This window comes from Pseudanabaena sp. FACHB-1998 (assembly GCF_014696355.1).
Lineage (GTDB): Bacteria > Cyanobacteriota > Cyanobacteriia > Pseudanabaenales > Pseudanabaenaceae > Pseudanabaena.
The window spans coordinates 17,751-40,442 of sequence record NZ_JACJQA010000008.1; the positions used below are offsets into that span (position 1 = coordinate 17,751).

Sequence of the window (22,692 nt, forward strand, 5' to 3'; positions counted from 1 at the left end):
CCAGTGTATCAAAAGTTCCAAGTTAAAGTTTGCAATCTGGTGCAAATGTTAAGCCATTTTGCAAGAGTTTATAAGCTGCTTCGAGATCGCATGGTCTAGAGAAAAGATAACCCTGACCAAAATTACAGCCGATCGCGATTAATTTGTCTAGTTGCGATCGCGTTTCGATTCCTTCAGCGACAGTATGTATGTTTAAGCTTTGCGATAGGGAGATAATCGTCTCGATGATGACGGTGCTATCTGATTTTGAACCGATGCGTTTAACAAATGATTGATCGATTTTGAGAGTGTCGATGGGTAAATCATGTAAGCGACTGAGAGAAGAATAGCCAGTTCCAAAGTCATCGATACATAATTGGATACCCAAGTCTTTGAGATCCTTTAGTAGATTGGTGTCAGAGTCGATATTTTCTAGGAGACAGCTTTCGGTAATTTCTAGTTTGAGACAATGATTTGGTAAACCAGTTTCCATCAATATTTGTTTGAGAGTTTTTACAAAATCAAATTGACGCAGTTGAATTGGCGATACATTTATATTGATTGATAAATTATTGATCGATAAATTATTGATCGATAAATTCGTATTATTTGGATTATTTAATTGCTGATTCCAGATTTGCGTTTGCTGACAAGCCGCTTCCATAATCCACCAACCTAGGGAATTGATTAAGCCCGTTTCTTCAGTGATGGGAATAAATTTTTCGGGAGAGATCTGCTGCCCTGCCCTATTTTTCCAGCGCACGAGGGCTTCAAATCCACAGATTTGCTGCGTTTGCAAAGCCACAATCGGTTGATACATTAAATAGAATTCATGTTTGTCTAAGGCATAACGCAGATCGCGTTCTAGATTTAATCTGGTCATGGCAGCAGTGTGATCGCTTTGAGTGAATAGTTCATAGCGACCTCTACCTTTTTGCTTTGCCTGATACATCGCCAGATCTGCATCTCTCAAAATTTCATCGGGTTGGGTATATTCTTCAGTGGCTAAAGTAATTCCTAAACTGGCACTGATAAAGAGTTCATAATTATGGAGATTGAAAGGTAGTTGTAATTGAATTTGCAGAAGATCGGCAAGTTCTGTAAGCCTGTCAAGATCGATATATTCCTGCACTAAAATCACAAATTCATCGCCGCCAAATCTAGTTAATGTGCCGAAATCTGGCAAAATCAACTGCATTCGTTTACTGGCTTGTCTGAGTAATTCATCTCCAACAAGATGACCCAAACTATCGTTGATTACTTTAAAGCGATCGAGATCGATAAAGAGAATCGCAAATTTCTGTTGCTGTTGGAGCAGATCTTGCAAACGCTGTGTTAACCAAGTACGGTTGGCTAAACCTGTGAGGGCATCATGAAGCACATCATATTCAAGTTGTTTTTCCCTTTCTAATAATTGCTCTTGCGATCGCTGCAAACTTTGATTTAGTTTCTCTTTTTCTCTGAGCGCTAATTTTTGTTCTCTAAATTTTTCCAATTTTAAAAAGTTAATCCGATCTGCAAGGACTAGAGCCAATGAGACCACAAATACAACCATACCGATGCGGTAGATATCTTTAATCCATTCATAGGGAGGAATGATGGCAATTATCGATAATAAATGGGTCACAATCCCTAGTAGAAAACTAGAAAATGACAGTAAATAATAGAGAGCAGGTTTATAGCCTTTTAAAAGAGAGATAATCCCTAAAATAAAAGCGCAACTACATCCAGATACGCATACGATTATTCCGATTAGCGATACTAATTGGTAGGGTAATACTAAAAAGCTAAAACATATTATTATTAGCAGTGCTTGATGCACTCGCAACAGGTAGTACCATCTTGGGTGTTGAGTTTGAGCTTCTAAAAAGAGGCTGGCTGCCTCCAGAAGGCTGGTCAAACCAAAAACCAGCATAAGTGGAGAACAATATTTACTCCCCCAAATCCAGTCTTGCCATAGATATTGCTTGCCAATGCCATCGTAACTAATAAAAGCTAATAATATTCCCAATACAAAAAAGCCGTAATACAGATAAACTTGTTCTCTCAAGACTGCAAATAAAAACAAATTGTAAAGAATGGCAAACGCCAAAATTCCGATGATCAATCCCAACCAGATATTTTGATCGGTTCGGTATTGCCAAAAGTTGGTCGGACTTCGCAAATAGGCTTTTGCAATTATGGGAGTTTCGCTTTGAAAGCGTAAATAAAGGTTTTGACTAAGATGACCTGCCAAACGAATAGGAAATGCAGGTAGTCGATCGCGAATTTCCCGTGCAGAAAATGGATATAGTACCCCCGTAGTTTTAACTGTCCATTTGTCCTGAGAATCAGTTACATAGAGAGAAATATGGTCAAGATGGGGATGTTCGATGGAGAGAATCCATTCTGTATCGCGATCGCTAAGGTTTTTTACCTGCAATCTTGCCCAATAGGTTGATGCTGTGTAACCAAAGTTAGGCGGATCAATTTTGCTAGGTTGAAATTGCTTATTAAACTCGGAACTACTAACTTGTTCAATCGTTAAATCACTATTTTTATCTTCTAAAAATCTTAAATGCTTGCTTAAGTCATAAGAGAAATGGTGATCATTAAGATTGATAATTGGCGATGAATCGAATAAATTCTCTACTGGTAATTGACTTGAAAATCCAACAGGAATATGTAAAAAAAATGAACTAATAATTATGCATATGGGAACAAGTAATAAGGCTCCCATAGCGTTACGAGAGTTCGCATTGTGTGTATTAATCAAAAAGTGCTTTAACCAATGCGATCGCCTCATAATCTAATTATCTGGAAAATATATTTTTAGGTAAAATCTCGTATATCGCAGCAAAACATATCTAGCAATCCTATCTATTAATTGAAATAATCCAAAATTGCTTGGGTGATGGTTTCTTCGCCATGCATATTTAGTTGTTTTGCCTCGACTAAATCTGGTGCTTGAAAGGGGGAATTCAGAAATGACCAATCACCTTCATAAAACTCCTGTGGCGAAATAATTAGATGCTTTGAATAATTTTTTACGCCCGCAATCAGAGTTTCTGCTTCTAAAAATCCTTCACGGGTTAGGCAAATCACAGGAAGCCCAACTCGCAAGGCTTCTGCTAATGTGCCGTACCCCGGCTTCGTAATCATGCGATCGCATACGACCATGAGATCGACAGGACGGAGGCGATCGCAGTTAGCTTTGGTGAGATTGGGTAAGTCAGGAGCATTGCGATCAAAAGTAATAAATTGCCAATCAGCGTAATTTGCCAAATTTTGATAGGGAATTGACTGCAAACTTAGTCCACCAAAGGTAAGTAGAGCCGTAGGGCGATCGCTCGCTAAATTAAATTTATGGCGAATATATTCAGGCGCATATTTCGGTCTTGCACCTGTTAGTCCTACATCTTGAATATGGGAAAATGCGCTCATCGACTCGGCAAAAGGGAGTCGAAAAAGATGATCACAATGGCTGTAGGTTTCGGATAAGCGATCGGCTAAATCAATAAATTTGCCACCCCAATCACGGTAGATAAAATCCCAACCAAAGTTACCCGCCATCCAGCAGGGAATATGGGCTGTCTTAGCAATTTCCGCAACCATGGGGGGAATGTCTCCCAGAATTAAATCTACTTTATGCTCTTGCAAAAACTTAACTTCACGCTCGATTAAGTCAGATTGCTGATAGTAGATTTGTTTCCATGCATCTAGCGTCGCTTCGCGATCAACTTGCAAACTATCAATTTGGACTACGCCCACATCAAATACACGCGGATGGTAAACAAAGTCTCCTTCGATATATTCTTCCAATAGCCACCTTGGAGCCGTTGTGGCAATGATCAATTTGACTTCAGGCGATCGCTTTTGGAGTTCAGCTAAGACGGTTGCTGTGCGGGTGGCGTGACCAAATCCATGATTGGTAATTGCTGTATATAAAGTGGGCATAGAATATCTTTCAAATTAGGAATATCCCCTCATGGGTTAAAAGTTTGACTGAATAAAGCTTTTAACTCATGAGGGAAGGTTAGGTCAATCGCGGGTTATCGATTCATTTACAGGTTGTTGCAAAACTGGCAAAGATGCACTGACCGCGACTTGCTCGGCTTGAGGCAAAATATTGGTTACTGCGTTGTCAACAGAGTCTGGACTCTCTTCACTACTATCTTGTCCTGACTCGCGCACACTGACAAGATAAATACTAGTTACGGTCAAAATTACGCCGATCCATTGCACTAAGGTTAAGTTTTCACCCAAAAAGAGACTGCTAAACATCAAGGCAAATACGGGAGTCGAGAAGGTCAAAGCACTAAGAGTGGTCAAGCTGCCCGATGAGGCAAAATAGAAAAATAATCCATAGGCGATCGCGCTACCCATAATCGCCATATATGCCATACCTAGCCATCCCCACGCATTTAAGCCTTGCCATTGTTGCTGCTCGGTCTGCATCGAAATCAGCAATAAAGGCAATCCGCCAATAATCATGTGCCAACCTGTTGCCATCACTGGATCGGCATAGCGCACTACGGGACGAATCAAAATTGTCCCGATCGCCATGGATAAGGAAGCACCGAGCATAAACCATTCCCCCGTGGTAAATACGCCTGCCTCTAAAATTGTGGCAAAGTCGCCAGATAGTAACGATGCCATTAATTCTGCGGGTAACCCAATTAAGCCAATGCCAATTACGCCCACAAGTAGACCCAAGGTTGCCCCAAGACCGATTTTTTCTTTGTAAAGAATTGCGGCTAATACGGCTACTGCTAAGGGCTGTGAGTCGATTAATAATGAGCCAAGCCCTGCATTAGTTCGCACTAATCCCTGTGCTAGAAAGCCTTGAAACATCGCCCCATCAACTATGGCAAATACGCTAATCCATAACCAAGCCTGCCAATTTTTAGGTTGAGGTCTTCCCAAATATATACCGCCCCCAATCAATAGCAGCCCTGCGGGAATCAATCGGATCGCTGCCATAAACATGGGACTAGTTTGAGGTAATAGAGCTTTCATCACGACCATTGCAGTTCCCCAAAGAAAAAAGGGCGCAATAATTAGGGGTGACTGACGAGTTAGCTCAGGGGTACTAGCTGATGGGGATGACTGCATATTTGGAGAGCCTATAAGCTAATTTTCTGGAATGGTGCAAGCATTGCGAATTGGAGATTTTACGAATGCTAAGAAGTATTAACCAATATTAATACTAAACTTTTGAACGCAATTTGTTCAATTAATACCTTCTTCGTGCGGAGCTTTGCATTGTCATAGATGTCGCTATTCTTAATCCAGAAGCGAGTTGCGGCGCTTCTGGATTTGTGATTTGTCCTAATGCAAGTGACCACTGCTATAAGACTGAAGTAAAAAAGCATAGCTTTTTTACTTTTAAAGCTATTTTTGAGAAGAATAGGTGTGGGGGAGCTTTGCCCCGCAACACCTATTCTTCTCATTGATTTAGATCCGCGACTCTATTTTGGGGAAATATCCCTTTTATCTTGAACTTTTGTGAAGTGCTTACCCTGTATGCGTTACACTAATTTAGCAAAGCGATGAATCCCCAAAAGCCTTACCCAGAAAAGGTTTCAAGCATTGAGAGAAGAATTAAGGCAATAAGTAATTAAAAAAAACTGCTCAAATCCATATAAATTAAAGGTTGTGTATATACACAAGTGGCAAGTTGCTATTAGAATGATCAATCAGAAGTCATGGTCAGTGCAGGTTTCGCAAAATGCGATCGCACAATCCTTACTATGACATTAAATACATACTCATAAAAGGGGAACCCTATGAACAAAGGTGAACTAGTTGATGCTATTGCTAAAAAAGCTGCTGAGAAAGGCGTATCAGTCAACAAAAAGACTGCCGACGAAATTCTCTCAGCAACCCTTGAAGTAATCATCGATACTGTAGCTGGCGGAGACAAAGTAACTTTGGTTGGCTTCGGCTCATTTGAAGCTCGCGATCGCAAAGCTCGCGAAGGTCGCAACCCTAAGACTGGCGAAAAGATGGAAATCCCTGCCACCAAGGTTCCAGCTTTCTCTGCTGGTAAGTCTTTCAAAGAACAAGTCAGCCCTCCTTCTGACTAATTCTTCATAAAAAAGGACAGGTACTGCCTGTCCTTTTTTGTTGGTTTTCGATAAAAAAGGCGGCGCAATGCGCCGCCTTTTTTGTTTAAGTCAAGGCGGCGGCGCCACCGACAACTTCCAGAATTTCTTGAGTAATTGCGGCTTGACGGGCTTTGTTGTACTGCAAAGTAAGCGACTTAATCAGATCGCCAGCATTCTCCGTCGCATTACTCATCGCCGTCATCCGCGAAGCCAGTTCGCTAGCAATAGACTCTTGCAAGGCGCGGAGGATTTGGTTGCTGAGGTAAAGAGGTAGCAATGCATCCAGAATTTGCTCGGGATTTTGCTCAAAAATCAATTCCTTAGGCAGTTCTTTAATAGTGATTTCGCGCTTTTCCATTTCGACTTGTAACTTACCGCTACGAGTAATCAGACGGAAAATCTCGTCATCTTTTGGTTCTAACCCTTGAGGTTCAAGGGGCAGCAGTGTCTGGACAGCAGGACGAGAGCTAATTAAAGAGACAAAGCGGGTATAAATCAACTCAACGCGATCAATTACACCAGCCAAAAATGCTGAGGTAATTTCATCGCCGATCGCATTGGCTTCAGCAGCGTTAGGAATTTGATTTAAGTTCGTAAACTTTGCGGCGATGGGTTGATCGCGACGGGCAAAGTATTGAGCCGCCTTACGACCGACCAAGATAAAGGTGTAATTAATACCTTGTTCCTTTAATTCCTTAGCGCGAGCTTCGGCGCGACGGATAATCGTTGAGTTATAGCCACCACAAAGCCCGCGATCGCCTGAAATGACCAGAAGACCAACGGTTTTTACAGGACGCTTATCGAGTAAAGGCAGACTGACATCCTCGAAGGTGATGCGCTGCTGGAGACGGTAGAGAACTTGTGCTAAGCGATCGGCAAAAGGGCGGGTTGCTAAAACTTGCTGCTGAGCGCGTCTGACCTTTGCGGCGGCGACGAGACGCATTGCTTCAGTGATCTTGCGAGTATTCTTAACAGTGCCGATGCGATCGCGGATAGATTTGAGGTTAGCCATGAAACTAAATTGCTACTTGCTATGGGAATACTAGGGAAAATTTAGAATTAACTGTTTTCGCGAAACAATGCACCTAAGCCCATTGCCTACGGAAAATCTGGGATATTACAAAAGACACTAAAGTATCTTGATTATCTTAATAAAAAATTGCACCTTCAAACTGCAAACTGTTGTATATCCTTGAAATTGATCTCTTTAATAAACAACAGGCTTAAGCCTGTTGTTTATTAAAGACCCACAAATAATTTTTTAACACCTTGATATGGTCGCTTCTTCGCCTTTTTTTACAATAAACAACCAAATTTCTGATCCTGCTCAGTCATCGGACGATCTTCTCGAAATAGCGGGGCGTAAGTTCCGATCGCGTTTAATGACTGGCTCAGGCAAATATACCAACTTTGAGATCATGCGTCAGGCGATCGCGGCGAGTGGTTGCGAGATCGTCACTGTGGCAGTGCGGCGTGTGCAAACTAATGCGGCGGGGCATGAGGGGCTTGCCGAGGCGATCGACTGGAGCAAATATTGGCTACTGCCCAACACCGCAGGCTGCCAAACTGCCGACGAAGCTGTGCGTGTGGCAAGGCTGGGGCGCGAGATGGCAAAGATCTTGGGACAGGAAGATAATAATTTTGTGAAGCTCGAAGTTATTCCCGATCTTAAATACCTACTGCCCGATCCCCTTGGCACTTGTAAAGCTGCTGAACAATTAGTGAAAGAAGGCTTTGCAGTACTCCCCTATATTAATGCTGACCCCAGATTGGCGAAAACCCTTGAAGAAATCGGTTGTGTGACGGTAATGCCTCTTGGTTCGCCCATTGGTTCGGGTCAAGGAATTAACAATGCCGCAAATATTCGGATCATCATCGAAGAAGCCAAAGTGCCTGTAGTGGTCGATGCAGGAATCGGTGTACCCAGCGAGGCGGCGGCGGCGATGGAGCTAGGCGCAGATGCTTTGTTAATTAATACGGCGATCGCCTGTGCGAATAATCCTGTAGCGATGGGGCGAGCCATGGGGATGGCTTGTGAAGCGGGGCGTACTGCCTATCTCTCTGGTCGCATCCCTGTCAAAGCCTATGCTAGCGCTAGTTCGCCCTTAACAGGATTAGTAAATTAAGTAAATCTAGGAAAAGACGGCGCTTTGCGCCGCTTTTCCTAGCAAATCCGAAGCTGCTTCGGCACTAAGCGATCGCGCAAAATAGTAACCCTGTGCAAAATCACAATCCCAAGCCTGTAGTTGGATGATTTGTTCTTTCTTCTCGATGCCCTCGGCAATTACTTTGATGTTCATGGCATGGGCGAGGGCAATAATTGCTTTAACGATCTCAATATTGCGATCGCTATTAATTTCTTTACTGTTCATATGACTAATAAATGAGCGATCGATTTTAATAGTATTGACAGGGAATCTTTGGAGATAGCTTAGCGAAGAAAATCCTGTACCAAAATCATCCAGACTCAAATGAATATGTCTAGCTCTTAATTGTTGAAATACCCTAATCGCAATTTCTGTATTTTCAATGAGGATCGTTTCAGTAATTTCTAAGTTGAGATTAGAGGTAGAGATTTCTGTTTCCTGCAAAATATCATCAATAACGCGAATAATATCTGGATCTTGTAACTGCTTACCAGATAAGTTGACATTGATTGTAAGCTCCTTGGCAATTGGGAACTTTTCTAACCATAATTTGATTTGACGACAAGCGCTCTGTAATACCCATTTCCCTAGCGGAATGATGAGTCCTAGCTCTTCGCAAATGGGTATAAATTCTCCCGCAGCTAGTAATCCTTTTTCGGGATGTTTCCAACGCACTAGAGCTTCAAATCCACAGAGATTCATAGATTTAAGAGAGATTATCGGTTCATAGAAAACCACAAATTCGGTTTTTTCGATCGCCTTCCGCAATTCATTTTCAATTTGTAAACGACTGAGGGCGGAGTCATACATGGCTTGATCGAATATTTCATAACAGGCTCTTCCCTGATCTTTGGCTCGATACATGGCAATATCGGCATCCCGAAGCAAATCGCCTGCGCTTTCGTAATTATTAGAGCCGACAACGATGCCAATGCTAGCGCTCGTTAAAATTTTATAGCCATCGATCGCTAGTTCCTTCTTTAGCTGCAAATGGATGCGCTCAGCAACTTCAACAGCTTCTTGAGTACCACTGATTTCATCTAGTAAAATCGTAAACTCATCCCCTCCTAATCTCGCTACCGTATCAAAGGAACGCACGGATTTTTTGAGAATATCGGCGATTTCAATTAAGAGGCGATCGCCGATTAAATGTCCCAAGCTATCATTGATCACCTTAAAGCGATCTAAATCAATAAATAGAACTGCAAAGGTATGATCTTGAAATCGCTTGGTTCTTTTCAGCGACATTTCTAAGCGATCGGTAAATAGTAAGCGATTAGGAAGGTTAGTCAAACTATCATGAAATGCTTGATAGACCAACTCTTGTTCGGTTGATTTCCGTTCTGTAATATCTTGCCCGATGCCCACGATACTCTGTAAAGTTCCCTCTGAATTAAGAACAGGTACGGCACTTTCAAAAATCCAGCGAATATCTCCATTTGGTCGGACGATGCGGTATTCTAGCCCCCATCCTGTTTGATGATTTTTTTGATGAGCCGCCGCTACCATATCCCGATCTTCGATATGGATAATATTGATAAATGATTGCGGATCTTCATACAGACTAGCGCAGGAACGTCCTGAAATGGATTCATAGGCGGGATTAATATAAATAATTTTTTGAGAATAGGCTTCCATCATCCAAAATATTTCATGGATGTTTTCGGCCATTTGCCGAAATCTTTCTTCGCTTTCCTTTAAAGCCAGTTCGGCTAACTTGCGTTCTGTAACATCTTCCGAAAAACAGAGTAAATATTGAGGTTGTTCCTCTTGGTCATACAGAGGAACTTTAACTGTATGTAAAATTCTTCGCCCCAAACTATGACTATCAATCGGTTCTTCGGGAATATTTTCAGGTAATTTATTAACAAAAGCTTCTAGGTCTTTTTGATAAAAGAAATCTGCTTGCTCTTTAGGGAAATGACAATATACGGTTTTGCCAATCGCCTCTTTTGCAGACACCCCAAACATCACCTCGCTGGTGCGATTCCACAGTAACATTTCTCCGAAATGATCGGTTCTGGCATCTTTAACAAATACAGCTACAGGCAAATGATCGATGATATTTTGTAAAAAATTGCGAGTTTGCTCGAGTTCGGCGGCTAGAGTCGCGTAACGCTGTTCGCTCTCCCGCAAGGCGATCTCTGTTTTTTTAAGATTGCTAATATCCACGAAAGTCACAACTATGCGAGCGATGTCTCCTCTTTTGTCAAACTCAGGATAGGCATTAATCAGCGCCCAGACAAAATCATTGGTGGGTGGGCGATATAAACCCAATTCATAATTTTTAAGAACCTTTCTCTCCCGTAATATTTTGTTAACAGGAAAATCTTCTAGAGGCATCCACTGACCATCGCCATGATAAAAATTCCAACTAGGGTCATTAATATCTTTGCCTTCGAGTTCTGATTGAATGATTCCTAAAAGTTTTGCTGCCGTGGGATTGGCAAATAAAATTTTTGTATCAGTATCATGAACAATAATTCCTGTTTGAATATTTTCAACTAAGTTTTGAGATAAATTGGCAATTAAAAATTCAGACTTAAATCTTCTAAAACGATCAGCAGAAACTTGGGCTAATTGTTCTCTCAAGGAGAGGTTTTTAGCTTCTAGCTCTGTAATCTTCTGTTGCAAAATCTCTAACTCATTCATGATCCAGCAGTATTAGCTCATTTCAGTGAATTAAACAGTTTTTTTAATTTAGTTAGCAATTTCTGCGATCGCATTTTGATAATACGACGGTAACCTAAATCAGGGATATCCTTAGGATACAATTGCCTGTGGTCGAAAAAAGTATTTAAATCCTCTAAAATCACCCATAATCGTTGAATAATATGCTCAGAACGATATTCAGCTAAAACTGAGGGGGATAGTGATAATTTCGGGTCATTGTCAAGCACCTTAAGAACGCGTTGGACATCAAATTCTTGAGAATATCCTGCAATTTTGTAGCAGTTAAAGGCGGGATCTAAATAATCAGATAAACCATGATTAACGCTAGAAAAAACTTGACAACCACAGGCGAGAGCTTCCATCGGCTGTAGCCCAAACCCCTCGCTCACACCCTGCACCGCCCAATATTCGGCGGAGTCGTATAGATAGACTTTTGCGCGATTAAATAAGGCTTCTAAATCTTCAACATAGCGATCAATTACTTCCACTCGGCATTTTTTTTGCAAGGCGGGAATTAATTGATGCATCAAATAACTGGAGGACTTACGGGCTTGAACCAGCACATCAATATCGCGATCGCCCCATTGGTCAGGTTGCCGATTGACAAACTTCGGTGAAATTTCATTGGGTAAATAGTAAAGCAAGGAATGGGGCGATCGCTGTCCCCAATAGCCCAGAGTATTACGACTGACCGTAATAATTGGCACACTCGCAGGTAAGTTAAAGCCATAGCCCGCACTATGGGCATGATATATTGCGTTGAGTGATTTTAATTTTGGGGCAAGCTTAGCCACATCAAACCCCCAACTCATCACAAAAATGACATCATCTAAGGCGCGAAAGTTATCATCAGATTGCAAAAGATCATCTAGCCAGAGATGCCCCTTTTCTCTTTGGCGATAGGTAACTACTTCCGCAGGACAAACTTGTTGAACTAATTGCAGAGTTTTTAACTCCGCCCATAATCCCCCACAGGCAAATTTGTCAGTAGTTCCTGGTAATAAAAAGTATAGTTTTCTCATCAATTAGTCTTTAAATCTTTGATAAGTAGATCAGCAGAAAAAATTGTAGACGCACAGATCCTCAATTTTTTGGCATTCATATACTTGACACACCAAATATCTAGAACCCCCTCTAACTCCCCCTTGGAAGGGGGAGAACTCAGACTTCCCCCCTTCCAAGGGGGGACTGAGGGGGGTAAGAATTTGTAAAGTGCGTCAAGTATATTAACGCCAATTTTTTGGGTGACTGACAGAACAAGTCGGTGATGGCAAAGCAAAAGTTGGGGATCTTAATCTCTGCCTTCTCATTCTAGAGGTTTTTCAGCCTACAGTGCTTTGCGCTTTCTTCAAAGCTAAAGAAACTCTTAAAATGCTTGCTAAGCAAGCATTTTAAGAGTTTCTTTAGCTTTCAAAATCTTCACCGACAGACCTCAATATATTTTTTGAAAAGCTTACTATGCAAGCTTTTCAAAAAATATATTATGAAAATAGCGCTAAACTAAGACATTAGATCATCATCATAGATAAGGCAACGGCAAGGCATGGCACTTTTTACACTGCGATCGCTTAAAAAAGATTTTGGCATCAAGGAAATACTCAAGGATGCTAGCTTTAGCCTTGATGAAGGCGATAAAGTCGGACTAATCGGCACAAATGGCTCAGGAAAATCCACCTTACTGAAAATGATTGCGGGCTTAGAGTCGAGTGATGGGGGCGAATTATGGGTTAACTCTAGTGCCAAGATCATCTATTTACCGCAACAACCCGATCTCAACGAAGAATTAACCGTTTTAGAGCAGGTATTTGCCGATAGTGGTGAGCAGATGGCTCTAGTCAAGGAATATGAAGAAATTTCCGATAAGTTGTCCCACGGACATGGCGATCAAAATCGGCTCTTAGCGCAACTATCGAGCGTAACTGAAAGAATGGATCAAACAGGGGCTTGGGACTTAGAAACTAATGCCAAAATCGTATTAACCAAATTAGGCATTGATGACCTTGAGGCTAAAATTGGTAGCCTGTCTGGAGGATATCGTAAACGTATTGCGATCGCTTCGGCACTGCTCTCTGCGCCCGATGTTTTATTAATGGACGAGCCGACTAACCATCTCGACGCTCTCTCCGTGGAATGGTTGCAAAGCTACCTCAATCGCTATCGTGGCGCATTATTACTGATTACCCACGATCGCTATTTCCTAGATAAAGTTACTAACCGCATTATTGAAATTGATCGCGGCGATTTGTATTCCTATTCAGGCAATTATTCCTATTATCTAGAGAAAAAGGCGGAAGCTGAAGACTCCGCCCTCAGCACCCAACGCAAGCACGCAGGACTCCTACGCCGTGAATTGGAATGGCTGAAAAAAGGTCCCAAGGCAAGAAGCACTAAGCAAAAAGCGCGGATCGATCGCGCCCATGCGTTGCAAGCGACTGAATTTAAGCAAGCTAATGCCAAGGTTGATATCACCACATCGGGGCGACGTATTGGCAAAAAAGTCGTCGAACTCGATCGCATTACCAAATCCTATGGCGATCGCACCTTAATTAAAGACTTTTCCTATAACTTCACCCCCGAAGACCGCATTGGCATCATTGGCAGCAATGGCGCAGGTAAATCCACCCTGATGAATATGATCATCGGACGCTTACAGCCCGATGCAGGAACCGTGGAAATCGGTACGACGATTCATTTTGGCTACTTCGATCAACATTCTGATGACCTGCTCGAGCATGGCAACCAAAGAGTAATTGACTACCTCAAGGATGTCTCGGAACTGGTAAAAACTGCCGATGGCAGCATCATCACCGCTTCGCAAATGCTAGAGAGATTTCTCTTTCCTCCCAATCAGCAATATGCACCCATTAGCAAACTTTCGGGGGGAGAGAAGCGCCGCTTATTTTTGCTGAAAGTCCTAATGGAAGCGCCCAATGTCTTGATCTTAGACGAACCGACTAATGATCTTGATGTGCAGACTCTTGCGGTTTTAGAAGAATATCTAGAGGATTTTAATGGTTGTGTGATTGTGGTTTCCCACGATCGCTATTTTCTAGATCGGACTGTGGACATGGTTTTCTCCTTTGAGCCTGCTGGCGAAGTGCGTCTATACCCCGGCAATTATTCTGTCTATTTGGAATATAAAAAGGACGAAGCTGACAAGGAATCGAGCGAAGCCAAGGATCAAGCTAATAAGGTTGCCAAGGATCAAAAATCTAATGCAGCCACATCTTTGCCTGAACCGCCCAAACCCAAACCCGAAGTAAAAAAAGCTTCACAACTTTCTTATAAAGAGAAGCGCGAGTATGAGGAACTAGAAGCCAAAATTCCAAAATTGGAAGAGGAAAAATCTCAAATTGAGAAAAAGCTCTATCACAATCCCCCCAATGGTCATGCCGAACTGCAAAAAATGGCGAGCCGTCTTGCGGAACTCACCCAAGCGATCGATACTTCAACCGAGCGTTGGCTAGAACTTGCTGAACGGATTTAGTCCTCAATTTGCCATGATCAATCCCCCCCTAATAGCTAAATCAAACCGAAACCTAGCGGAATTTGGACTAGATTTCAAAAATCCTCGCTGGTGGCTCGAAATCACACTCATAATTGTGGTTTATTTTGCAGTATCTTGGAGCGTGGTTAATGGGATACCCAAAAATCCTGTTACTCCCTCTCCTCTCTGGCCAGGAGCAGGAATTATTGTCGGATTATTACTAGTCTGGGGGCGATCGCGATGGTTTGGGGTTTTTTTAGGGACATTTCTCTATAACTTACATAGGCGAGGATTTACGGTCATCCTGCCGCCTTTAGGTGCAAGTATTGGTTCCACAATTGGAGCTTTGATTACAGTCTCGCTAATTTTAAAATTTACCCGCACGGACTACCCCATTCGCCAAGTTCGTCATGTGGTCATGTTTTCCCTATGTGCCATCTTTACTGGCGTGATATTTCAAGCAAGCATCGGTATTCTCTCCTACGTTTCTTTTATGAGTAAGGTTTGGACTGATTTGCCAAGTGTGTTTTTTAATTGGTGGATTGGGGATGCCATTAGTATTTTACTTTTTGCGCCCTTAGTTTTTACTTGGGTGCGATCGCCTAAGGATTCTAAGATCAAGTCTTGGCTAAATTGGGAAGTATGGGCGGTTTTATCGGGGCTAACTATTGTTGCTTATCTGGCTTTTTACAAGAGTCAACCCATCGAGTATCTACTTTTGCCGCCCTTACTTTGGTCAGCCTTTCGCTTTGGCTCTAAATTCACTACTACGATAGTAATGCTGGTCTCCATGACCGCTACAATTGCCACGGCAAATTCCATTGGAGTTTTTTATAAGCCGCAAGTCAATGGGAACTCAGTTCTATTACTGCAAATATTTATGGGCGTGATAGCAATTACGACCATGTCGGTGTTGGCGATCGTGGCGGAAAATGATCGAGCTAATCTTCGTTTACAGAGATCTAACATTGACCTAGAACAAAGGGTGGTCGAACGAACTCAAGAACTCCAGCAAAGTGAAGCAAAATCAAGGCAACTTGCCGCCAAAGCAGAAGCCGCCAATCAAGCCAAAAGTGTATTTATTGCCAACATGAGCCATGAATTGCGATCGCCTTTAAATGCAGTAATTGGCTTCTCGCAACTGATGCTACGAACTACAAATTTGCCCATTGAGCATTATGAAAATGCCAGCATTATTTATCGAAGTGGTGAGTATCTCTTAACCTTGATTAATAACATTCTCGATTTATCGAAAATCGAAGCTGGTAAAACCACTCTCAATGCTCAAAATTTCGATCTATATCATCTAATCGACGATGTAGAAGATATGCTGCAACTAAGGGCGGCAAATGCAGGATTAAATCTCGTAATTGAGCGTGAAGAGAATGTGCCGCAGTATATCTGCACCGATGCCTTGAAGTTACGGCAGGTCTTAATTAATTTGATCGGAAATGCGATTAAGTTTACGGGATCGGGTTCCATTTTATTAAACCTGAGCAATGCCAGTATTTCCGAACAGGAATATATTCTCGATTTTAGGGTGAGCGATACGGGCGTGGGGATTGCGGAGGAAGAACTCGCTAATTTGTTTACTTCCTTTACACAGGCTCAGGCAGGACGTGAGAAGCAAGAGGGAACTGGACTAGGATTAGCCATTAGTCAAAAGTTTGTGCAGTTGATGGGGGGTAATATTTCGGCGAGCAGTGAATTAGGTAAAGGTACTACTTTTCAATTTCAGATTCAGGCTCAGTTAGGCAAGGAAGCAGAGCAGGAAACCAAACCCAAAAGACGCGCTTTGGCGCTTGCGCCCAATCAAGCAACCTATAGAATCTTGGTAGTTGATGATAAACCTGTTAATTGCCAATTATTAGTTAAGTTATTACGACCCATGGGATTTGAAGTACAAGAGGCGAGTAATGGACAGGAAGCGATCGCGATCTGGGATCAATGGGAACCCCACTTAATTTGGATGGATATGCGAATGCCTGTAATGGATGGCTATGAGGCGACTAAATATATTAAATCCACAACTAAAGGTAGTGCTACGGCAATTATTGCTTTAACGGCCAGTGTTTTAGAAGAGGAGAAAGCGATCGTGCGATCGGCGGGTTGTGATGATTTTATTCGGAAGCCGTTTAGCGAGCAGATAATTTTTGATACCTTAGCCAAACATTTAGGGGTGCTGTATGTTTATGAAAAAACACCTAGTCTGGCTAATGAATTAGATTCTAAATTGGATCTACCTTTAATATCTGAGAATTTAAGGATCATGTCGAATGAATGGATCGTACAATTATACGAGTCGTCCCTAGAAGCAGATAAGAACTTAGTTATGCAACTGATCGAAGAAATTCCCGAAAAAGAGGTTTTCTTGGCGCGATCGCTTACTAAGCTAGCCCGTAACTTTCAATTCGAGAAATTAATTGATTTAGTCGAACCTCTTATTTCTTCAACATCCTCCCCTCTGGGTAGTGAGTAATTATACCAAAGCACCAAATGTCTACCCTATTATTCGCTTTATTTTGTATTTATCTAAAATGCGCTTCCATACTAGTTCAATTCACGACAGATTCTTAATTCATGAGCTACAATCCTTCGCTTGAAATAATGACGGGTAATATTCTGCTAGTAGATGATTTACCAGAAAACTTACAACTACTTAGTGACCTTCTCATTAGCCTTGGCTACAGTGTGCGTAGCGTGACTAGCGGGAAAATGGCTCTCAAAACGGTTAAAGTCAAACGTCCCGACTTAATCTTATTAGATATTAAGATGCCTGATATGGACGGTTATCAAGTTTGTCAAGCTCTAAAAGCCGATGAAGATTTAAAGGATATTCCTGTCATTTTTATTAGTGCTTTAGATGATGTGTTTGATAAGGTGAAGGCTTTTTGGTCGGGTGGGGTTGATTATATTTCTAAGCCTTTTCAGAGTGAAGAGGTGGTTGTCCGCTTAGAAAATCAACTGACCATTCAACGCCAAAAACGGGCTCTGCAAGATGCGATCGCGCGGCATAAAGAAACGGAGGAGATGCTATATCAGTCACGGGCTTTAGTTACTAGTGTGCTGAATAGTGTGTCCGACGGAATTGCCGCAACCCAATCAGTTCGCGATCCGACGACAGGGGATATTGTGGATTTTCGCTGTGTTGTGGTTAATCCTGTGATTGCCAAATTGTTCGATCGCAGTCGGGAGGATTTGATCGGTAGATTAGTACTCAGGAAATTTTTAGAACGGGTTAATCCTGCGCTATTTCAAAAATTAATTAATGTAGTCGAGGCTAATAGCACTCTCCAAGAAGAGATCTTCTATGAAGCGGAACCTAGCGGTTGGTATCAATTGATTGCCATAAAATTGGGTGATGGCTTCACGGTGACTTTGCGACATATGCCAGACAAGTAGCTTGATTTGACCGCGATAGGTGCTTTAAAGTCAATTCAAAGGCGGCGCATTGCGCCGCCTTTGAATTGATTTTAGGCTTTGTTACTAGACTTAGGCGATTGAGCGAGATATTTTTGCAACTGTTCCATTGCCAATATCAACTGCGGCGTAGGATCGATCGCCACCATGCCCTCCTTCATCTTGCGCCATAGCTCAAAATGGAGATGAGGACCAGTCGCTAAGCCAGTACTACCGACTAAGCCGATAACTGTGCCTTGCTTGACTTCTTCTCCCGCCTTGACCAATACCTCCGAGAGGTGAGCATAGCGGGTTTCATGGGTATCACCGTGGGAGATCACCACGATTAAGCCATAACCACCGAGCCAGCCTGCAATTTCCACACGCCCGCTAAAGGCCGCGACGACGGGAGTTCCTTCCGCAGCCGCGAGATCGGTTCCTTGGTGAAAGCGCACTTGCCCTGTCACGGGATGCACGCGACTACCAAAAATTGAACTGACGATGGATGGTGAAATCAAAGGGAATAGCATTTGCTTATCGCCATTGCTAGGCAAGCTCATGGCAGCAATTTCTTGGGGAGTGAGGCGGCGCACCTGTAGGGCAGTTTCTCCAGAAGAGGCAGCATATAGAACGTTTTCGCCTTGATAATTGCTTTGAGAATAGTTCTGTTGGCGATCGCGACTAACTGCCACAGTTGGATTGCAATAATCGCTATCCCGCTCCAACATGCTGCTTGCCTTAAACTTGCAACCAGTGGAACGATTTTCTAAGACAACTTCCACGGGTTCGGATATTTGCGGAGTAGGTTCCGATCGCGTAGGCAAGACAATATTAGAATTAGATTCCACTTTGATTTGGATACCTTCGCGATTGTCGGCGGAGTTATCAATGGGAACTTCGGGCGCTTTGATTTCCCTGAGGTCATTTTGGATGGGCGCGATCGCTGGTTGCGATTGCACAGCGGGAGAAATGGGTTGCGCGAGATTGATATCGGGGGAAATAGCTGACTTAGACGCGGCGTATGCTGAGCCAACCAAAGCATAGTTATTTGAGGAGACGCAAAGCAGAGTAGCTAAGGTAAGGGTAGAGATTGTGGATTTTCGCATATTTCGCATAGTGGTGAGTCTACTGATAGCCGACAGAAAAGGTTTGAGGCTGATAGATCGCGTCTTGGCAATTGCCCTCCCATCTTACTACCAGTTCGCCTGTTGGTCTAATGTCGATTATTTGACCTTGAAGTTCCCGACTATCAATGGTTTTATGCCCTGTTCTATACACAGTGCGATCGCTCAGCATTTCTAAATATTCCGTTAAAATCTCGATCATGTCGTCATCTTTGCTACGCATCTGCCACATTTGTACTCCTTTTAAGACAACTTCGATCAATTCATCCATACTGGATAAGGTGGTGGGTAATTCGCCCAGAGCGATCGCCCCTTTGGGGACTTCATTTGTCCAGTTGATCCCAATGCCCACGACAGCATAGCGAATTTGGTTAGCCTCAATCCTTGTCTCGGTGAGGATGCCGCCTACTTTTCGGCGATCGATCAACAAATCATTCAGCCACTTTAGCTGCACATTTACTCCCGTCTCATTGAGCGCCTTGGCGATGCCCCAAGCTGTCCCCATCGTAATTTGGTGAGCATTCGCTGCCGCTAATTGGGGCTGTAAAATGACAGACATAAATAAGCCGCCTAAGTCCGATTGCCAACTATGTCCCCTTTGCCCACGTCCTTTAGTTTGACGCTTGGCAATAATTACGGTATTTCCCAGATTAGGCTGCGGCTGGCGATCAATCAGCCGCCAAGCTTCGCTATTGGTGGAGTCGATTTCTTCATAGCGAAATACCGAAAACATTTGATGGGTTGGTTGCTTTTGTTGATTAGTTTGTTGATTATTCTCAGAAAGTTGCATTATGCCTCGTCATCAAAAATCTACTTTTCACTTTAAACAATTTGCGGTCAATCAGGACAAATGCGCCATGAAAGTCGGAACCGACAGCATTTTATTAGGCGCTTGGGTTAGGGTTCCTGAGAAGGGACGAGTTTTAGATATTGGTACGGGTACGGGCTTACTCGCTTTGATGTTGGCTCAGCGATCAAGATCAGCGCTTATTGATGCGGTGGAAATTGATGATTTTGCCTATGCACAAGCCTTAGAGAATGTCCATAATTCACCTTGGGGCGATCGCCTCAAAGTTTATCACAGCAGCATTCAAGACTTTGCTAAAGATAATTTTGATGCTCTGCCTGTGACCGAACATCAAAATTATCAATATGATCTGATTATTTCTAATCCGCCATTTTTTGAAAAGTCTTATAAAGCGCCGTATCAGGCAAGAACCCTTGCGCGGCATAGTGACAGCCTTTTGCAAAGCGATATTTTACAAATTGCTCAGAAATTACTTAAGCCTAGCGGCCTTTTAGCGGTGGTTTATCCCACGGATTTAGCCAATATGTTTATGAGTAAGGCGGAGGCTTTTAATTTATTTGGCGATCGCAAGTTGTATGTAAAGCCGAATCTCCAAAATTCCGTTAAACGCATTTTATTAGAATTAAAAAAAGAACTAAAAAAAGAACTAAAAAAAGATCGCCATCTTCTACAGGAAAGTCAAATTACAATTGAAGAAAGCAAACATATTTATACTGCCGATTACATTGCCCTAGTCAAAGACTTTTATCTCAATATGTGACCACCCCCCAGCCTCCTCTCCCATTAAAGATGCGGAGGAGTAAGACCCAGTAAAAAGCCCATGACGCAAACTTCTTTAACTTCCTTACCAAACCCAGCGATCGCTGAAGGTCATCTCAGGCGCGTTCATCATATCGCCTTAAATGTGCGCGATATGCAAGCCTCCTGTAATTTTTATGGCAATATTTTGGGACTGCATCAACTAATTGGCGATGAAGTGCCTAGCACGCTTATTGATTTGGTCGCCGCAGGTAAAGTGGCTAATTTCCAGACTCCCGATGGCACAATTCTCGATCTTTTTTGGGAACCTGAGTTAATTCCCCCCGATCCTGATCCGCAAAAACAATTTACTAGAGCTAATCATCTTGCTTTTGATATTGACCCTGAGTTATTTGATCAAGCGGTAATGACCTTGCGATCGCACCAAGTTGCTATTGAAGGCGAACCCGTTACGCGCCCCACAGGAAGAGGGATCTATTTTTACGATCCTGACGGTTTCCTAATCGAAATTCGCTGTGATCCTGAATAGGACTCAAACAGCCTGTGGGCTGTTTGAGAAGCCCCCCCTAGCCCCCCAATTCTGGGGGGAATAGATTGCAGTCCCCCAGAATTGGGGGATTTAGGGGGCAGAAATACAGACTTTACAGAAAAGTTTGGATTAGTTCTTATTTCCTCTCAATAAAGGCGGCGCAAAGCGCCGCCTTTATTGAGAGATGAAATCGCGAATATTTTGGCGTAATAGCTTGCCTGAAGCAGTCTTGGGCAAAGATTCCCAAATGTAGATCGATTTTGGCAACTTATATTTAGCAAGAGATTTTTGCAAACAAAATTCTCGAACTTCGGCTAAAGATAATTCGGAACTCGCTACCATTACCGCAGCCACACTTTCGCCCCATTCTGAATCGCTAACTCCCACCACACAAACTTCCGCGATCGCAGGGTGTTGCAACAAAATCGCTTCGATTTCCGATGGATAGATATTTTCTCCACCACTAATAATCAAATCTGAGCGACGGCTTACTACATAGAGATAACCATCGCGATCGCGGTAGCCCAGATCCCCAGTCGGGAACCAATATTCTTGATGAAGATTAGGCTCATGCTTGGGTTGATGGAGATAGCCAGTCATTAAGCTAGGGCTTTGGACAAGGATTTGACCAATTTCGTCGATCTCAACTTCTTGTTCAGGATTATCTAACTCCACAATGCGAAGGCGATTGCCAAATAGAGGTAATCCCACCGATCCGCGTTTCGAGGCTAATTTCTGTGATGGCATCGTGGTAATTTGAGAAGCAGTTTCCGTCATGCCATAGGTGGGCAAAATCAGTAGATTTAATTCCAGACATTGCTCGATTAAGTCAGGATCAGCAGGTGCGCCACCTAGCAAAACTGCTCTTACCTTGGAATTACAGAGATTTTGCGCCAGAGGATGTCTCAATAAACGGGTGAGCATGGTCGGCACTAGGGAAATGAGCGTAACCCCTTGATTAGCGATCGCCGTTAAGACCTCCTGCTCATCAAATTTCGGTAAAAGTGTAATCGCTGTCCCATAAATCACACTTCGCCATGCGATCGCCAATCCCCCCACATGAAACATCGGCATACATAACAGCCAATTGTCTTGATGATTAATTCTCAAATGTAAAGCCGAGGTGATCGCGCTATGGAAATGATTGTGATAAGTTAAAGGAACCGCCTTGGGCTTGCCTGTAGTGCCTGAAGTATAGAAAATCCCCTGTATATTTTCTAAATTAATGTTCTCATTCTGATTTTTAATTCTAGATAAAAGAATAGAACTAGAGCAATTTTCCACTATTAAATCCTGAATCTGATCTTGTAAGTTTTTTGCTAAGTCTTGCGTAAATTCGTCACAAATTAAATATTGAGCCTGACTATCTTCTATTTGCCAATTTAGTTCTGCTGCTGTGAGACGGGTATTCAAAAAAACAGCGATCGCTTCGCTTTGGACAAGCGCATGAACGATCAGTAAATAATGCGGATGATTGGTTAGCAATAACCCCACGCGATCGCCTGCCTGCACGCCTAAGCCTTGCAAATATGCGATCCATAATTCCACTTCAGCCTGTAGTTGGCTATAAGTCCAATGCTTTACCTCTTGAGTAGGACTGACGAAATTAAGCGCGATCGCCTCTGGATTTTGTCGCGATCGTTGTAATAGCCAGTTAGGAAAATGCATACAGGTTTTTGACTTAGTTAGGACTTACGC

Annotated in this window: 15 protein-coding genes and 1 pseudogene; 7 read left to right on the forward strand and 9 right to left on the reverse strand. The window is 42.7% G+C overall.

All coding sequences use genetic code 11. The features are described 5' to 3' along the window. Window positions 1-22: 22 nt before the first annotated feature. The 3 genes from H6F42_RS03925 to H6F42_RS03935 all read right to left on the reverse strand — a co-directional run bounded on the left by H6F42_RS03925 (window position 23) and on the right by H6F42_RS03935 (window position 5,073). Window positions 23-2,698, reverse strand: a complete 2,676-nt coding sequence (locus tag H6F42_RS03925; RefSeq protein ID WP_190398060.1) for an EAL domain-containing protein — start codon at window positions 2,696-2,698, stop codon at window positions 23-25. Window positions 2,699-2,841: 143 nt separating this feature from the next. Then, the gene (locus tag H6F42_RS03930) at window positions 2,842-3,915 is read right to left on the reverse strand and encodes a glycosyl transferase (RefSeq protein ID WP_190398061.1); all 1,074 of its coding nucleotides are present in this window, start codon (window positions 3,913-3,915) and stop codon (window positions 2,842-2,844) included. Between the two features lie 84 nt (window positions 3,916-3,999). Further along, window positions 4,000-5,073, reverse strand: a complete 1,074-nt coding sequence (locus tag H6F42_RS03935) for an EamA family transporter (RefSeq protein WP_190398062.1) — start codon at window positions 5,071-5,073, stop codon at window positions 4,000-4,002. 674 nt (window positions 5,074-5,747) lie between these two features. Between H6F42_RS03935 and H6F42_RS03940 the strand changes: the two genes are divergently transcribed. Further along, window positions 5,748-6,047 (forward strand): HU family DNA-binding protein, encoded by a 300-nt coding sequence (locus H6F42_RS03940; RefSeq protein WP_190398063.1) that lies wholly within the window; start codon window positions 5,748-5,750, stop codon window positions 6,045-6,047. 85 nt (window positions 6,048-6,132) lie between these two features. On the opposite strand, the gene H6F42_RS03945 is transcribed toward H6F42_RS03940, so the two are convergent. Beyond that, entirely contained in the window at window positions 6,133-7,080 is a 948-nt protein-coding gene (locus H6F42_RS03945; protein ID WP_190398064.1) for a F0F1 ATP synthase subunit gamma, read from the reverse strand. Window positions 7,081-7,393: 313 nt separating this feature from the next. Here H6F42_RS03945 and H6F42_RS03950 point away from each other — a divergent pair. Next, window positions 7,394-8,194 (forward strand): annotated as a pseudogene (locus H6F42_RS03950) (thiazole synthase); the annotation flags it as partial. 6 nt (window positions 8,195-8,200) lie between these two features. Here H6F42_RS03950 and H6F42_RS03955 read toward each other — a convergent pair. Together H6F42_RS03955 and H6F42_RS03960 are read right to left on the reverse strand one after the other, a co-directional pair. Continuing rightward, the gene (locus H6F42_RS03955; RefSeq protein ID WP_190398066.1) at window positions 8,201-10,867 is read right to left on the reverse strand and encodes an EAL domain-containing protein; all 2,667 of its coding nucleotides are present in this window, start codon (window positions 10,865-10,867) and stop codon (window positions 8,201-8,203) included. Between the two features lie 17 nt (window positions 10,868-10,884). Next, window positions 10,885-11,910 carry a glycosyltransferase gene (locus tag H6F42_RS03960; protein ID WP_190398067.1) on the reverse strand — a complete coding sequence of 342 codons (1,026 nt, stop codon included), beginning with the start codon at window positions 11,908-11,910 and terminating at the stop codon, window positions 10,885-10,887. Window positions 11,911-12,431: 521 nt separating this feature from the next. On the opposite strand from H6F42_RS03960, the gene H6F42_RS03965 reads away from it, so the two are divergent. From H6F42_RS03965 to H6F42_RS03975, 3 genes are all read left to right on the forward strand, one after another. Further along, window positions 12,432-14,375, forward strand: coding sequence for an ABC-F family ATP-binding cassette domain-containing protein (locus tag H6F42_RS03965; RefSeq protein WP_190398068.1), 1,944 nt, complete (start codon window positions 12,432-12,434; stop codon window positions 14,373-14,375). Beyond that, window positions 14,359-16,854 (forward strand): ATP-binding protein, encoded by a 2,496-nt coding sequence (locus H6F42_RS03970; RefSeq protein WP_242018318.1) that lies wholly within the window; start codon window positions 14,359-14,361, stop codon window positions 16,852-16,854. The genes H6F42_RS03965 and H6F42_RS03970 overlap by 17 nt, the downstream gene beginning before the upstream one ends. Window positions 16,855-16,955: 101 nt before the next feature. Next, complete coding sequence (locus tag H6F42_RS03975; RefSeq protein ID WP_206754999.1) at window positions 16,956-17,777, forward strand: response regulator; 822 nt, start codon at window positions 16,956-16,958, stop codon at window positions 17,775-17,777. A 71-nt stretch (window positions 17,778-17,848) separates the two neighbouring features. Here the strand turns inward: H6F42_RS03975 and H6F42_RS21800 are convergent, their stop codons facing one another. Together H6F42_RS21800 and H6F42_RS03985 are read right to left on the reverse strand one after the other, a co-directional pair. Further along, window positions 17,849-18,880 carry a M23 family metallopeptidase gene (locus H6F42_RS21800; RefSeq protein WP_190398069.1) on the reverse strand — a complete coding sequence of 344 codons (1,032 nt, stop codon included), beginning with the start codon at window positions 18,878-18,880 and terminating at the stop codon, window positions 17,849-17,851. A gap of 19 nt (window positions 18,881-18,899) precedes the next feature. Then, window positions 18,900-19,688 carry a biotin--[acetyl-CoA-carboxylase] ligase gene (locus tag H6F42_RS03985; RefSeq protein ID WP_190398070.1) on the reverse strand — a complete coding sequence of 263 codons (789 nt, stop codon included), beginning with the start codon at window positions 19,686-19,688 and terminating at the stop codon, window positions 18,900-18,902. Between the two features lies 1 nt (window position 19,689). Between H6F42_RS03985 and H6F42_RS03990 the strand changes: the two genes are divergently transcribed. Both H6F42_RS03990 and H6F42_RS03995 read left to right on the forward strand, forming a co-directional pair. Continuing rightward, window positions 19,690-20,466 (forward strand): methyltransferase, encoded by a 777-nt coding sequence (locus tag H6F42_RS03990; protein ID WP_199288895.1) that lies wholly within the window; start codon window positions 19,690-19,692, stop codon window positions 20,464-20,466. Window positions 20,467-20,526: 60 nt separating this feature from the next. Then, window positions 20,527-20,994 (forward strand): VOC family protein, encoded by a 468-nt coding sequence (locus H6F42_RS03995; protein ID WP_190398071.1) that lies wholly within the window; start codon window positions 20,527-20,529, stop codon window positions 20,992-20,994. Between the two features lie 174 nt (window positions 20,995-21,168). Here the strand turns inward: H6F42_RS03995 and menE are convergent, their stop codons facing one another. Continuing rightward, window positions 21,169-22,662, reverse strand: a complete 1,494-nt coding sequence (menE, locus tag H6F42_RS04000; protein WP_190398072.1) for an o-succinylbenzoate--CoA ligase — start codon at window positions 22,660-22,662, stop codon at window positions 21,169-21,171. Window positions 22,663-22,692: the final 30 nt, after the last annotated feature.

What these genes read in the sequence shown, in the direction of transcription:
- H6F42_RS03935 (WP_190398062.1), bottom strand. Translation starts at nt 5,073, where the DNA reads ATGCAGTCATCCCCATCAGCTAGTACCCCTGAGCTAACTCGTCAGTCA.
- H6F42_RS03940 (WP_190398063.1), top strand. Translation starts at nt 5,748, where the DNA reads ATGAACAAAGGTGAACTAGTTGATGCTATTGCTAAAAAAGCTGCTGAG.
- H6F42_RS03955 (WP_190398066.1), bottom strand. Translation starts at nt 10,867, where the DNA reads ATGAATGAGTTAGAGATTTTGCAACAGAAGATTACAGAGCTAGAAGCT.
- H6F42_RS03945 (WP_190398064.1), bottom strand. Translation starts at nt 7,080, where the DNA reads ATGGCTAACCTCAAATCTATCCGCGATCGCATCGGCACTGTTAAGAAT.
- H6F42_RS03975 (WP_206754999.1), top strand. Translation starts at nt 16,956, where the DNA reads ATGAGCTACAATCCTTCGCTTGAAATAATGACGGGTAATATTCTGCTA.
- H6F42_RS21800 (WP_190398069.1), bottom strand. Translation starts at nt 18,880, where the DNA reads ATGCGAAAATCCACAATCTCTACCCTTACCTTAGCTACTCTGCTTTGC.
- H6F42_RS03930 (WP_190398061.1), bottom strand. Translation starts at nt 3,915, where the DNA reads ATGCCCACTTTATATACAGCAATTACCAATCATGGATTTGGTCACGCC.
- H6F42_RS03990 (WP_199288895.1), top strand. Translation starts at nt 19,690, where the DNA reads ATGCCTCGTCATCAAAAATCTACTTTTCACTTTAAACAATTTGCGGTC.
- H6F42_RS03925 (WP_190398060.1), bottom strand. Translation starts at nt 2,698, where the DNA reads ATGGGAGCCTTATTACTTGTTCCCATATGCATAATTATTAGTTCATTT.
- H6F42_RS03985 (WP_190398070.1), bottom strand. Translation starts at nt 19,688, where the DNA reads ATGCAACTTTCTGAGAATAATCAACAAACTAATCAACAAAAGCAACCA.
- H6F42_RS03995 (WP_190398071.1), top strand. Translation starts at nt 20,527, where the DNA reads ATGACGCAAACTTCTTTAACTTCCTTACCAAACCCAGCGATCGCTGAA.
- H6F42_RS03965 (WP_190398068.1), top strand. Translation starts at nt 12,432, where the DNA reads ATGGCACTTTTTACACTGCGATCGCTTAAAAAAGATTTTGGCATCAAG.
- menE (WP_190398072.1), bottom strand. Translation starts at nt 22,662, where the DNA reads ATGCATTTTCCTAACTGGCTATTACAACGATCGCGACAAAATCCAGAG.
- H6F42_RS03960 (WP_190398067.1), bottom strand. Translation starts at nt 11,910, where the DNA reads ATGAGAAAACTATACTTTTTATTACCAGGAACTACTGACAAATTTGCC.